Below are 13,718 nucleotides of genomic sequence, written 5' to 3'. Positions count from 1 at the left end.
TTGAGTACAAATAACTCCATATCAGATTACTATATATTTTTATTTATAATATATATTGTACTATGTTTTTATTATCATATATCACATGTACAACTGTCAACATGTAGAGCACATCCAAATACTACTCATGTAGACCTATTATGCATAGCTGTATATCCTTATGTATACGATTATATTATTAACCATAAGCTCATCTTATTATACGCAGAACATGAACCTGTGTCCTATCAATTTCTACCCAATACACTAAAACGTGAAACCTATCTGTCCTGCCAGAGACCTCTTGCTCGACATCATAAACACAAAAGAGGAATGCTTCATACACTCATCAGCATTCCTCTTATCTATTATATTCTTACATCTTGTACTAGCATATAGATTATTCTTCTACAATACACTGGCACATCTTCATCGTCAAGAGTGCCGCTTCATGAGATTCTCGGGTCACCCCTGCGCAACATTTTGGATCCACATGAAGAGGGACTTCTGGCAAGCCCGCTTTCAAAATTAGTGCATTCGATACGACGCAAATATCCGTACATAGTCCAACCATCGTGATCGTTTCAATTGGTTCCTCTTCATGCATCGCCTTAAGGTGCGCTAGCAAATCCAAGGATCCAAAGTTAGGTTTATCTAGTACATCCACCCGTTGGCCTCGTTCACAAGCCACTTCTAACAGATCATCAACAATCTCCCAACCTTTGGTGCCACGGGCACAATGTTCCACTGGCAAATGTTTACCTTCTTGGCTTTCAAGATAACCCTCATCATGTGTGTCTCGAGTAAACACTATGGGACCATCAAAATTACGAATTGTTTCACGCACCGCTGGTACAATGGCCTGTGCTTGTGGTGAACCTAATGTTCCATCAATAAAATCATGTTGCATGTCTATCACAATCAATACGTTCATAGGGCATCTCCTTTGTGAGAAAGTAGGCAAGGAAATAATACATTCCCTTGCCTTACCTAAATTGATAGTACTTGAACCTTTGACTACTTATGCGATTGTCATTATCCTTTGACTACGTCAGCACAACGAGCACATAATGTTGGATGATCCCCATCTTGACCAACTGTGTCGCGGTGAATCCAGCAGCGTTCGCATTTTTCTAACTCAGAAGCAGTTACCACGATGGATAATGCGCCATCTTCTACTGTCACAGCATTAGCTGGTGCTTTGTCACGACCTTCCACTACATGTGCTTCAGACACGATTAACAAGCTAGCTAAGGAAGTGCTAAATCCAGTCAATGCCTCATACGCATCGCCATCTGCGTACACTGTGATGGAAGCATCCAAGGAGTGACCGATGGCTTTATCACGACGAGCCCCTTCTAATGCTTTTGTCATTTCGCTACGAAGATCTAACATGGTCGCCCAACGTGCAGACAATTCCGCATCCACATGGTCTGCATGACCTTGTGGCCAATCTGCTAACATCACGCTTTCTTCCATGCCCTCTTCTTTTGGCATGTATTGCCATACTTCTTCCGCTGTGAAAGAAAGAACTGGAGACACCATTTTAACCAATGTTGTCAAAATTTCATAGATGGCAGTTTGTGCACTACGACGAGCTACGTTGTTTTCTTTCTCTGCATACATAGTATCTTTCAATACGTCTAAGTAGAAGGAAGATAAATCTACGGTACAGAAGTTATGGATTGTATGATATAAAATGTGGAATTCGTAGTTTTCGTAAGCATTCGTTACTTTTTGACGAACTTCTTCTAAACGATGCAATGCCCAACGATCCAATTCAGTCAAATCTTTGTAAGCTACTTTATCTGTATTTGGATTAAAATTATCTAAGTTACCCAACAAGAAACGGAATGTGTTACGGATTTTACGATACACTTCCGCCAATTGTTTTACGATGTCTTTGGACAAACGAACATCTGCTTGGTAATCTGCAGAAGATACCCATAGACGCATTACATCTGCACCATGTACATCGATGATATCGGAAGGCGCCACTGTATTACCTACAGATTTAGACATTTTGCGACCTTCCCCGTCCACTACGAAACCGTGAGTCAATACCGCATTGTATGGAGCATGACCACGAGTTGCGATACCTGTTAACAAGGAAGAGTTGAACCAACCACGATGTTGGTCAGAACCTTCTAGGTACATAGCGCAAGGTACTTCCATTTCATTTTGTTCCAATACGCCAGACCAAGAGCTACCGCTGTCAAACCATACGTCCATAATATCTGTTTCTTTATGGAAAGAATCATGTCCGCAAGATGGACATGTGAATCCTTCTGGCAATAATTCTTTCGCTTCATGAGCCCACCAAGCGTTAGAGCCTTCTTTGGCAAACCATTCTTGTAAGGAAGCAATAGTATCATCATTAACAATATGCTCTCCACAATGATCGCAATAATAGATAGGAATTGGCACACCCCACGCACGTTGACGAGAGATAACCCAGTCCCCACGGTCTGCAATCATATTGTAAATGCGGTCATGACCCCATTTAGGAATCCATTGTACTTGCTCGTCGATGGCTTTCAATGCTTCTTGACGGTATCCATCTACAGAGGAGAACCATTGTTCTGTAGCACGATAGATAACAGGATTTTTACAACGCCAGCAATGAGCATATTGGTGACGAATATTGCCTTTTTGTACCAACGCACCATTATGCGCTAGGATTTTAATCACTGGCACTTCTGCATCGTGGATTTCGACACCAACCAATGGTTGTTCTGTATCGCCATAGCGAGATTCATCTACTTTTGCAATGTAATGACCAGTAGCATCTACTAAGGATAAAATGTCAAAATCAATTTTACCAGCATCTTTATATACTTTCACCACGTTAAAGTCGTCTTCACCGTGAGCAGGCGCTGTATGTACGCAACCTGTACCAGCTTCTAAGGTAACGTGAGAACCCAATAAGATAGGAGCGTTACGATCAGCAAATGGATGTTTAAAGTTCGCTAATTCTAATTCGCTACCTTTGAACGTGTTCAATACTTCATAAGAGTCTACACCCATTTCTTTAGTAGCTGTTTCGATTAAGCCATTTGCAAGCAACCATGCTTCATCGCCGATTTTTACCCAAGAGTAATCTAATTCTGGGTTCACAGAGATAGCTTGGTTTGCAGGCATTGTCCAAGGAGTAGTTGTCCAGATAACGGAGAATAATTTGCTAGTATCAAAACCTGCTGGCAACGTGCTTTCAGCACCATTTACATAAGCAAATTTAACATAGATGGAGAAAGATTTTTTCTCAGCATATTCAATTTCCGCTTCTGCTAAGGCAGTTTCACAATGGGTACACCAGTATACAGTTTTCAAGCCTTTATAGATGTAACCGCGTTTTGCCATTTCACCGAACACGCCGATTTGTTTCACTTCGAATTCGGGACGCAATGTTAAATATGGACGATCCCATTCGCCAAGTACACCAAAACGAATGAAATCTTTCTTTTGTTCTTCTACGCAGTTCAATGCGTATTCACGACATTTGTTGCGAAGGTCCAATGGACTCATTTCATGACGGTTCAAGCCAGTATTTTTAATAACCGCATGCTCGATAGGAAGACCATGTGTATCCCAGCCAGGAATATATGGTGTGTAATGGCCTTGCATCGTTTTATATTTCATCACAATGTCTTTTAATGTTTTATTCAAGGCATGACCGATGTGTAATTTACCATTCGCATACGGAGGGCCATCGTGCAAGATAAAAGATTGTTTACCTTTATTTTTAGCTAAGCGTTTTTCATAAATTTTATTATCTTCCCAAAACTTGATAAATTCTGGTTCCCGTTTTGGCAAATTGCCACGCATAGGAAATTCTGTTTCAGGCAAGTGCAAGGTCTTACCATAATCCACTTCATTAGACATTGTATTTCTCCTCTCAATAAAAAAAGCACCCGCTCCCCGAAGGGACGAATGCAAATCCGTGGTACCACCCTACTGATGACTCTTGTGAAAGTTACCCCCAACGAATCATCGCTCAAACATATAACGGTGTCCACCGATGTGAGTACCCCCAATATGGGCTCCCCAACATATACTCAAAAGTGATCCGCCATGCATTCACCCATGAGGCTTTCACCATCCCTCACTCGCTCGGAGCTACCTTGCATGACCGTCTTTATCAACGTATTAACATATATCGTTGTCAATTACAGATACAATTATATACTATCTGTAGGGTAGTTGCAATAGGGGGAGGCGCATTCTGTACATGTAAGAAATGTAACAGGCTAGAACGATATTCATAAAAATTTAATATGCTAACACAACCGATTACATGTATATATACGTATATTAGGGGTGTAACAAACTTCACTTATGTGCTACCATAAAGACAAGATGATTACAATTTTAAACCTCGCACATAGGAGTCAGTATGGAACTTTGGAAACGCACATTATACGTTTGTTTATTTGGTGCCTTCATGGCATCAGTGGGTCTCAGTCAAGCAGCCCCTCTCATTCCCTTATATTTACAGGACCTCGGAGTCCACGATCAAGGAGCTCTTGCCAACTGGTCTGGCTTAGCCATGGGTATGACCTACCTAATGGTGGCACTCTTCGCTCCCTTTTGGGGAAAACTAGCCGACCGTAAGGGGCGCAAGCTCATTCTATTACGAGCTAGTTTTGGTATGTCCATCACCAACGCCCTTCTCGGTTTTGCCCAAGCGCCGGAACACATCGTAATCATACGCATCTTAAACGGTATGATTTCTGGCTTCTTCTCTGGATCCATTACCCTCGTGGCAACCCAAACGCCACAAGCACAAACAGGCTGGGCCCTAGGACTCTTGTCCGCTGCCAACCTCGGTGGCTCCCTCTTGGGTCCTATGATTGGTGGTTACATTGGAGGCATCTTTGGCATTCGCTATGCCTTCTTCATCGTGTCCGCCTTATTGGGGACCGCTTTCTTATCCACCTTGTTCTTTGTGAAAGAAGACTTTACGCCGCAACCAAAAGGGGCCTCTCAATCCTTAGCCACTTTGAAAGCATCCATTCCCGATTGGAAAGGTCTCATCTACATCTCTATCGGTTCCTTCATCTTTGCTTTCACCACCATGGCAACGGCACCTATCTTATCTGTATTCGTGCAACAAATCCTAGGCCAAGGAGCGGAACACATTGCCCTCTTAGCAGGCTTAGCATTTACCGTAACAGGCCTTGCACAAATGGTGGCTAGCTCCGTGCTCGGTAAATACATCGACAAGCTAGGCCCACGGTTCATCCTTTGGACAAGTTTCATCTATGTCGGTCTTGTAACCATACCACAAGCCTTCGTCAGTGATATCTACACTTTGTGCATCTTACGCTTCCTACTTGGTATCGGCTTAGGCGGATTATTGCCAGGTATTAACACCTTCATCTCTAGCATTACACCAAAAGCATTCGCTGGGCAAGTCTTCGCCTATAACCAATCTACCTTGTTTATGGGATATTTCATCGGATCCTTAGGCGGTTCCTTCATCGCATCCCAATGGGGCTTCGGTGCTATGTTTATTACCACAGGGGCGATTATTGCATTGACAGGTGTATTCTTGAAAGTTACACTAGGGCGTACTCAAACAGCTAACCATTAGTTCTATTTCTATAAGATACACTATCTTGAAATACTGTATATTACGCATTATATGTGTGTTTCATAATAATTAATGGGTACCACACAAAATATGCTCATGAAGATATACTTGTAAAAACTATTAAAAGACAAATACAACATTTAAAACAGAGGTCTTATTCCTAAGGCCTCTGTTTTTTATCGTATTCTATTAAAAATATTTTATATGTCAAGGTAAGCCACTACTGCTATATGTTTAGCATACATTACGTTATAGTAGTACTTTGCATACTTACGAATCAGTACCTTCTATACTGACAATACAAATGCAAAACTATAATGTATTAATCCCTGTCTCCAATGGGAACCCCTCATAGGTCACCCAATCGCTAGAGCTGCCTACGTACATAGCTGGTTCTACACCGATTTCAGCAAGAGCAATCATCAAGTTCGCCGCTGTCACCCCAGATCCACAATAGGTGACGATAGGTTTTTCCACCTTAGCTAAATCACCGTAAGCTGCTTCTAACTCTGCCATGGGACGCACGCCATCAGAAGTAAAGCCCCATTCATAGAAATGGTTAATTGCTCCCGGGATATGACCTGTCATGCCATCCATGGTATCCACTACAGATCCATCATAGCGTTGTGGTGCTCGTGCATCGATGATGACATGACTACTCCTTTGACTAGCTGCTAACACTTCATCACGACTCATCACTAAATGGTCTTGCAATGTATAGGCCAATGGTTGTGGATCTGCCACAGTAGGTGTAGGTTCTTGTGTCAACGGATATCCCTCACGATACCATCGTTCAATGCCACCAGCAAGGACTTTCACATTGGTAAAGCCCATATACAATAATAAGAAACGCAAACGACCGGCAAAGGAAATCCACGCATCGTACACCACGATGTGAGAATCCATAGTCACGCCGCATTCGCTCAACCGTTGTGCCAGCACTGACATGTCTGGCAAGGGATGACGACCACCGTGTACACCTAAAGGCCCACTCATATGCGCGTCCATATCGATGGCAAAGGATCCCGGAATATGGGCCGCTGCATAGGCCTCAAACCCACGTGCATCGAGGAGCACCACTCTATTTAATTGTTCTTGTAATTCTTTCGGCGAAAGTAACACGCTCATTGTTACACCTCCAATATATAAACTAGTATGCCTATGTTACATCTCTATCCTATCTAGTATGCATAAAAAATATGCCTTCAGAGGATACCTATTACTATCTCTCCAAGATATACTATAGAACCTTAACTATCATATAGAAACTATCTCTATCGCATACGGTTCTATTGGATAACATAGAAACTATTAACATGCATATGCAGACTATAAAGAATGCCATACACTCTCTATAATCTAGTGTAACATAGATTATCTTCGATGTGTATGGCATTTCTATTCATACATGTATTCTGTTGGGTGATATTGATTCACGTCAGTTTCCAATACATGGAAAACTGTCACTTCTTCTACTATCCCTTAATTGCTTGGAACGCTTCTTTCGCAATTTGCAATGTGTACGCCAAGTCTTGTTCGCTATGGCAAGTAGACAAGAAGTTACTTTCATATTGGCTGGCTGCATAATAGATACCACGTTCCAAATTATAATGGAAGAATGTTTTGAACGCTTCCATATCGCACGCACTGGCATCATCGAAGTTATGCACCGCTTTGTCTGTGAAGAACAAGGTAAACATAGAGCCCACACGTTGTACCACCACAGGTACGCCTACTTCTTTTGCCGCTGCTTCTAAGCCTTGGCAAAGTAGTTCTGTAGACTCCTCTACTTGGCGGAATGCATTTGGATGTTTTTGCAACATTGACAAAGTAGCAAGACCTGCCGCCATGGCTACAGGATTACCACTCAAGGTACCCGCTTGGTACACAGGACCGGATGGAGCGATAGCGGACATAATTTCTTTCTTGCCACCGAATACAGCCATTGGTAGTCCACCGCCTACGATTTTACCTAAACATGTCAAATCTGGAATGACATTGTAATACTTTTGTGCCCCACCAGAACTGGATCGGAATCCGCACATCACTTCATCAAAGATGAGCACCGCGCCGTGTACTGTTGTCACTTCACGCAAGGTTTCCAAGAATCCTTCTACAGGAGGCACACAACCCATATTGCCTGCCACTGGTTCTACGATGATGGCTGCAATGCTTTTGCCATGCGCTGCAAATAACTGACGAACTGCCTCAGAATCATTGTACGGTAAAGTGATGGTATCTGCCGCTACACCCGCCGGCACACCTGGACTGTCAGGCACACCAAAAGTTGCTAAGCCGGAACCAGCTTTTACCAACAAGCTATCGCTGTGACCATGGTAACAGCCGATGAATTTCACAATTTTGTCACGACCTGTGTAGCCACGAGCCAAGCGTAGCGCACTCATCGTAGATTCCGTACCGGAGTTTACCATGCGCACCATTTCCATAGACGGATAGAAAGCTTGGATTTTTTTCGCCACCTCTGTTTCAAGCAGTGTTGGCGCTCCATAGCTAGTACCACGAGGAATTGCTTCCAAAATGGATGCGACAATTTCAGGATTTGCATGGCCTAAAATCATAGGACCCCAAGACAATACGTAATCGATGTACTCATTGCCATCGATATCGTAAATACGAGATCCGCTGGCAGAACTGATGAAAGGAGGATTGCCCCCCACACTGCGGTAGGAGCGAACAGGACTGTTCACACCACCCGGCATATATTCACGAGCCTCTGCAAAGGCTTGTTTTGATTTTTCTAAACTAAACATAATGGCTCCTATATTTCCACACTATTTTTCTTGTAGCCAACGTGCCACATCAAGAGCATGATAGGTAATGATCATCTTCGCCCCTGCTCGTTTCATGGAAAGCAAAGTTTCCAAGGTAATGCGTTTTTCATCCACTAAACCTGCTGCCGCTGCCGTTTTAATCATGGCATACTCACCGCTCACATTGTACACTGCTAGTGGGCAATCGAAGTTGTCCCGCACTTCACGAACGATATCCAAATAGGATAGAGCTGGCTTAATCATAATGATGTCCGCTCCTTCGATGATATCTTGTTCCACTTCACGCAAGGCTTCCAAACGATTCGCCTCATCCATTTGGTATCCCTTACGGTCCCCAAATCCTGGTGCAGAATGGACCGCATCACGGAATGGTCCATAATAAGCGGATGCATATTTCGCCGCATAACTCATGATGGATACATTGCTAAATCCCGCTGCATCTAGAGCTTCACGGATCGCAGCAATACGTCCATCCATCATGTCCGATGGGGCCACCATATGAGCACCTGCTTTCGCATGGCTCACTGCTACATTGCACAATAATGGCAAGGTCGCATCGTTGATGACTTCATGATGTTCCACGTGACCGCAATGGCCGGTGGATGTATATTGGCATAAACATACGTCGGAGATAACAATCAACTCTGGCACTTCTTTGCGGATCGCCATAATCGCCTGTTGTACGGGTTGTTCCATATCCCATGCGGAAGAACCATCTTCATCTTTATACGTAGGGATGCCGAAGATTTCGACTCCCTTGATACCTAATTCATAAGCTTCTTTCGCCAATTTTACAGCTTCGTCCACGGACACATGGTATTGTCCTGGTAAGGAAGAAATTTCTTCTTTCACCGCTGTGCCTGGCACGATAAAGATCGGATAAATTAAATCGTCTACTTGTAATGTTGTTTCACGAACCAACGCACGCATAGCTGGGTTGATGCGCAATCGTCTTGGTCGATTTCGTAATTCCATAGTGTGCCTCTTTCTATTTACAATCGTTCAAGATTAAACCCACCATCGCAGGTATTGTGAACGTTTCCCCAATCAAATCTGGTTGGATTCCTTCTTCCACACAGGTCGCTCCTGTGATTGGTCCAATGCAGACAACTTTCGTATTGCCTAACAAGCTTACTGCATCAGGCCCGAGCATATCCTTCGTATTCGTCACCGTAGAAGAACTAGTGAACGTAATGTAATCTACTTCGCCTGCACGCAGGGCTTCTTCTAAATATTCTTTATGGGACGTATCTTGTACCGTTTCATACAAACGCAATACTGTTACATCGCATCCGGCCTGTGAAAGTCCTTTATAAATCACATCACGTGCTACTTTTGGTTGTACTAACACAAAGCGCAAGTCCCCTAACTCACGATTTGGCCACACACGTCCTTGTTCTGCCGTAATCGTTTCTACCACAGATTCCGCTTGGTAATTTGGTGGTACAATATCAGCACGAATTCCTCGATCTAATAAAGATTTTGCAGTGGCACTGCCAATAGCGCATACTTTCATAGAACCTAAGGCACGACTATCTAAGCCACGGTCTAATAAACCGTCAAAGAAGAATCGTACACCCTCAGCGGATGTAAAAATCAAGCCGTCATAGGAAGATAAACTATCATAGGTCGCATCCATCTCTTCTGTACGAGGTAAGGCCTGTGTTTTAATAGCAGATGCTTCAATGACATGAGCACCCAATTCTAATAAACGCTCCGATAAAGCGCTAGCTTTGCTGCGAGCTCGTGTAACAACGATGGTTTTACCAAATAATGGCTTGTTATCGAACCAACGCAATTGCTCCCGCAAGGATACGACTTCCCCAACGATAACAATGGCTGGCGCTTTCAATTGTGCTTTTTCTACATCGTCAACTACATGTTCCAAGGTCGAAACTAAGGTTTCTTGAATTGGCTTCGTACCCCAACGGATAACCGCCACTGGCGTTTCCTTTGGACGGCCATATTTGATTAAGTTACTAGCGATGCTCGGCAAATTGGAAATGCCCATCACAAAAGAAATGGTATCCACAGATTTGGCTAAGCCTTCCCAATTCATGCCAGACTCTGGTTTTGTTGGATCTTCGTGACCTGTGACAATGGCAAAGGAGGTCGCCATAGCACGCTGTGTCACAGGAATCCCTGCATAGGCTGGCGCAGAAATACCAGATGTGATCCCTGGTACAAATTCAAATGGCACACCTGCTTCTACCAAAGCCAACGCTTCTTCACCACCACGGCCAAACACTAGAGGATCGCCACCTTTTAGACGAGCTACCACTTTGCCTTCTAACCCACATTTTACGAGAAGTTCGTTAATTTCCCATTGGTGCATCGTATGATTGTTGCTTTTTTTACCCGCATAAATAATCTCTGCTTTTTCTTTCGCATAGGACAAGAAATGCGCATCTGCTAAATAGTCATAGACGATAACATCTGCTTTTTCAATGCATTCCTTACCTTTTAGAGTGATTAATTTATGATCGCCCGGTCCGGCACCAATTAAATATACAATGCCTGTCATTTCAATACTCCTCTTTCTACTAAATCATCAATGATGGCTTTGCCCCCCTCTTCATAGAGAGCTTTTGCCAAGTTACGACCTAACATGTCTGCTTTTTCTTTCGGTCCCGACAATTCACCTTCAAAACAATTTTTTCCATCCAGGGAAGCAATGATCGCTTTCAACGTTAATTGTCCTTTATAAATCGTACCATGCACGCCCATCGGCACTTGGCAACCACCCTCAAGTTGGCGAAGGAAACTACGTTCTCCACGGGTCGCCCACATAGTATTTTCATCATGCAATACAGATAACATGTCTAGCATTTCTGCATCATCTTTGCGACATTCAATACCGAGCGCCCCTTGACCAACAGCAGGAATGATTTCATCGCTAGTGAAAGTCTGTGTAATGACAGACTCCAAGCCCAATCGTTTTAACCCTGCCTCTGCCAATACAATGGCATCAAAGTTTTCTGTTTCCAATTTGTTTAAGCGTGTTTGCACATTGCCACGAAGAACAGAAATCTGCAAATCAGGACGTCGATTTAATAGTTGTGCTTGACGGCGTAAACTGCTAGTTCCTACCTTAGCGCCTTGTGGCAATTGATCTAATGTTTTATATTTCGGCGACACCAAAGCATCACATGGTGTTTCACGTTCGGTAATAGCACCTAGCACTAAATCATCTGGTAATTCTGTAGGCATATCTTTCAAGCTATGTACAGCCAAATCAATACTGCCATCACGCATAGATGCTTCTAGCTCTTCTGTAAATAAACCTTTACCACCGATTTCAGCCAATGGTTTTTCTAAAATACGATCACCTTTCGTACTGTGATGGACTAACTCCACCTTACATTGTGGGTAATGTTTGCGCAATGTATCGGCTACATAATTGGCTTGCCATAGAGCAAGAGCACTACTGCGAGTGCCTATACGAATTGTGTCTCTCATAGTGTATCGTCCTCCACTTCCAAAGCAAACATATCTTGGAATAACTTCCAATAATCTCGTTCTTCCTCTTTACCAGCAATTTCACCAAAATGAATCATTGGATCTCGCAATAGTTTACGCACTAACATACGAGACATGTTGTTGATAATTTTACGTTCCAAGTCTGTAGCATTTGGCAATTTTGCCATAGCACGGTGCACTTCTCGTTTACGAATGGCTTCTGCTTTTTCGCTGAGCAAAACCATAATAGGACGAACCGATAGATATTGCAATTTTTCTTCGATTTCCTGCAACGCCTCTTCTAGAATTGGTTCTGCTTTTCTAGCTTCTTCTTCTCGTTGGTGCTTGTTCGCTTCTACTACACTTTCCAAAGCATCAATATTAAACAAATAGACCCCTGGAATTTCTGTTACATCTGGATTGATATCACGAGGGACAGCTATATCAATCATGACAATTGACTTACCATCTCGACCATCCATGATTTCTTCCGCTTCTTCCCGTTCAATCACATAGTGCGGTGCCCCCGTAGATGTAATGATAATATCTGCTGTTTTGGCTTCTTCCACAAAATGATCAAAGGCTACAGCCTTACCATTAAATTGGGTTGCCAATTCTTCCGCTGTTTTGAAAGTCCGATTGGACACGAAAATGCTCTTTACCCCTTTTGCTTGCAAATGACGTGCTGTGAGCTCGCTCATTTGACCAGCTCCCAAAATGAGAACCTTTGCCTCATTCATAGGGATATCTAAACTATCTTCTGCTAAATTCACTGCTGTATAACTAACAGAGACTGGCGTATTCGCAATCCCTGTCATAGTACGCACACGTTTCCCTACAGCAATGGCTTTTTGGAAAATAATATTAAACACGGACGCTGTTAATCCCTTACTATAAGAAGAGATGTATGCCATTTTTAATTGACTCAAAATTTGACCTTCTCCTAATACGAGAGAATCCAAACTAGATGCCACTCTAAATAAATGAGAAATACATGCCTTCCCTTCATGGAGGAAGAACCATTTCTCATCTACGTCTACTGTTTCTTCACCTTTCAGATGTAGTAGTAAACGTATCATATATTCTTTTACATTCTCCATGTCATTTAGGACGACATAGAGTTCTGTGCGGTTACACGTCGATAAAAGGACGCACTCCTCTACTTCTTCATGAGCATAGATATGATCCATAGCATGGTCGAGAGCTTCTTTAGAAAAAGAAAATTTCTCTCGCACATCTACAGGTGCACTTCTATGATTCAGACCTAATACGACTAATTGCATGTACAATATTCTCCTTCACTGAGTCTCCTTGACCCTCTACTATTTGTATAAACTCCGATTCTCCTAAATAGGTCCGCCAGAACTGCTCTCGTTCTTTTGGCGTATCTAATATATGTTGTAATTCTTGTCTCCATAGACGAATCTGAGGTAGCCACTCGGCTAATATGCCATATCTTCTTTCTATATCCTGTCTGAGCAACCGGCTCACTCGTGGGCTCACTTGATTTGTAAATATAGAAATCTCTAAATCACCAATTTTCGTAGCACTGCCGAATACCCAAGTAGAATCGTCCTTCACATCTGCCCGATTGATGAAAGCCTGTACACTTTGTGCATCTTCCATGACCTGAGCATTCACATCTGGACGATCTGTAGCGATGATGACAAACTGTTGACCTGCCATGTATTCTGAGCGATACGGCTCCGCTACCCATTGTAATGCACCTATTTCATGGTATCTTGCAATGTCAGGCAACACATCAGGACTGACCACCATAATAGATGCCTCTTCGTCTATTAATTTTTTAATACGCCGTAGGGCCACCTCTCCACCGCCTACAACTAGGCAGGGTCTATCCTTTAGTGAAAATCCAACAGTAATCATCCTATTAT

Annotated in this window: 10 protein-coding genes; 1 reads left to right on the top strand and 9 read right to left on the bottom strand. The window is 42.9% G+C overall.

The genetic code is table 11. The features are described from left to right. Nucleotides 1-379: 379 nt before the first annotated feature. Both EO118_RS07145 and ileS read right to left on the bottom strand, forming a co-directional pair. Complete coding sequence (locus EO118_RS07145) at nt 380-913, bottom strand: cysteine hydrolase family protein (protein WP_127069294.1); 534 nt, start codon at nt 911-913, stop codon at nt 380-382. Nucleotides 914-1,014: 101 nt separating this feature from the next. Beyond that, nucleotides 1,015-3,849: an isoleucine--tRNA ligase gene (gene ileS, locus EO118_RS07140; RefSeq protein ID WP_127069300.1), complete on the bottom strand. Its 2,835-nt coding sequence runs from the start codon at nt 3,847-3,849 to the stop codon at nt 1,015-1,017. A gap of 523 nt (nt 3,850-4,372) precedes the next feature. On the opposite strand from ileS, the gene EO118_RS07135 reads away from it, so the two are divergent. Next, nucleotides 4,373-5,572, top strand: a complete 1,200-nt coding sequence (locus tag EO118_RS07135; RefSeq protein ID WP_127069293.1) for an MFS transporter — start codon at nt 4,373-4,375, stop codon at nt 5,570-5,572. Between the two features lie 312 nt (nt 5,573-5,884). Here EO118_RS07135 and EO118_RS07130 read toward each other — a convergent pair whose 3' ends face one another. From EO118_RS07130 to EO118_RS07100, 7 genes are all read right to left on the bottom strand, one after another. Further along, the gene (locus tag EO118_RS07130) at nt 5,885-6,700 is read right to left on the bottom strand and encodes a sulfurtransferase (RefSeq protein ID WP_127069292.1); all 816 of its coding nucleotides are present in this window, start codon (nt 6,698-6,700) and stop codon (nt 5,885-5,887) included. 347 nt (nt 6,701-7,047) lie between these two features. Further along, on the bottom strand, nt 7,048-8,343 hold the full coding sequence (gene hemL / locus EO118_RS07125) for a glutamate-1-semialdehyde 2,1-aminomutase (protein ID WP_127069291.1): 1,296 nt from the start codon (nt 8,341-8,343) through the stop codon (nt 7,048-7,050). Between the two features lie 21 nt (nt 8,344-8,364). After that, a complete protein-coding gene (gene hemB, locus EO118_RS07120) occupies nt 8,365-9,339 on the bottom strand; it encodes a porphobilinogen synthase (protein WP_127069290.1) in 975 nt (324 codons plus the stop codon). A 13-nt stretch (nt 9,340-9,352) separates the two neighbouring features. Next, nucleotides 9,353-10,888 (bottom strand): uroporphyrinogen-III C-methyltransferase, encoded by a 1,536-nt coding sequence (gene cobA, locus EO118_RS07115; protein WP_127069289.1) that lies wholly within the window; start codon nt 10,886-10,888, stop codon nt 9,353-9,355. Then, nucleotides 10,885-11,823, bottom strand: coding sequence for a hydroxymethylbilane synthase (gene hemC, locus EO118_RS07110; protein ID WP_127069288.1), 939 nt, complete (start codon nt 11,821-11,823; stop codon nt 10,885-10,887). The genes cobA and hemC overlap by 4 nt, the downstream gene beginning before the upstream one ends. Next, nucleotides 11,820-13,106, bottom strand: a complete 1,287-nt coding sequence (gene hemA / locus EO118_RS07105; RefSeq protein WP_127069287.1) for a glutamyl-tRNA reductase — start codon at nt 13,104-13,106, stop codon at nt 11,820-11,822. Before hemA ends, hemC begins: the two co-directional genes overlap by 4 nt. After that, the gene (locus EO118_RS07100) at nt 13,075-13,710 is read right to left on the bottom strand and encodes a bifunctional precorrin-2 dehydrogenase/sirohydrochlorin ferrochelatase (RefSeq protein ID WP_127069286.1); all 636 of its coding nucleotides are present in this window, start codon (nt 13,708-13,710) and stop codon (nt 13,075-13,077) included. Before EO118_RS07100 ends, hemA begins: the two co-directional genes overlap by 32 nt. Between the last annotated feature and the right edge of the window lie 8 nt (nt 13,711-13,718).

It is taken from the genome of Veillonella sp. 3891, from assembly GCF_003992315.1.
GTDB lineage: Bacteria > Bacillota > Negativicutes > Veillonellales > Veillonellaceae > F0422.
The sequence above is the reverse complement of the archived record's forward strand: the minus strand, read 5'-3'. Positions and strand labels throughout refer to the sequence as shown.

Excerpts from the sequence above, each read along its gene's own strand:
- EO118_RS07130 (WP_127069292.1), bottom strand. The coding sequence starts at position 6,700 with ATGAGCGTGTTACTTTCGCCGAAAGAATTACAAGAACAATTAAATAGA.
- hemB (WP_127069290.1), bottom strand. The coding sequence starts at position 9,339 with ATGGAATTACGAAATCGACCAAGACGATTGCGCATCAACCCAGCTATG.
- EO118_RS07100 (WP_127069286.1), bottom strand. The coding sequence starts at position 13,710 with ATGATTACTGTTGGATTTTCACTAAAGGATAGACCCTGCCTAGTTGTA.
- EO118_RS07135 (WP_127069293.1), top strand. The coding sequence starts at position 4,373 with ATGGAACTTTGGAAACGCACATTATACGTTTGTTTATTTGGTGCCTTC.
- hemC (WP_127069288.1), bottom strand. The coding sequence starts at position 11,823 with ATGAGAGACACAATTCGTATAGGCACTCGCAGTAGTGCTCTTGCTCTA.
- hemA (WP_127069287.1), bottom strand. The coding sequence starts at position 13,106 with ATGCAATTAGTCGTATTAGGTCTGAATCATAGAAGTGCACCTGTAGAT.
- EO118_RS07145 (WP_127069294.1), bottom strand. The coding sequence starts at position 913 with ATGAACGTATTGATTGTGATAGACATGCAACATGATTTTATTGATGGA.
- hemL (WP_127069291.1), bottom strand. The coding sequence starts at position 8,343 with ATGTTTAGTTTAGAAAAATCAAAACAAGCCTTTGCAGAGGCTCGTGAA.
- cobA (WP_127069289.1), bottom strand. The coding sequence starts at position 10,888 with ATGACAGGCATTGTATATTTAATTGGTGCCGGACCGGGCGATCATAAA.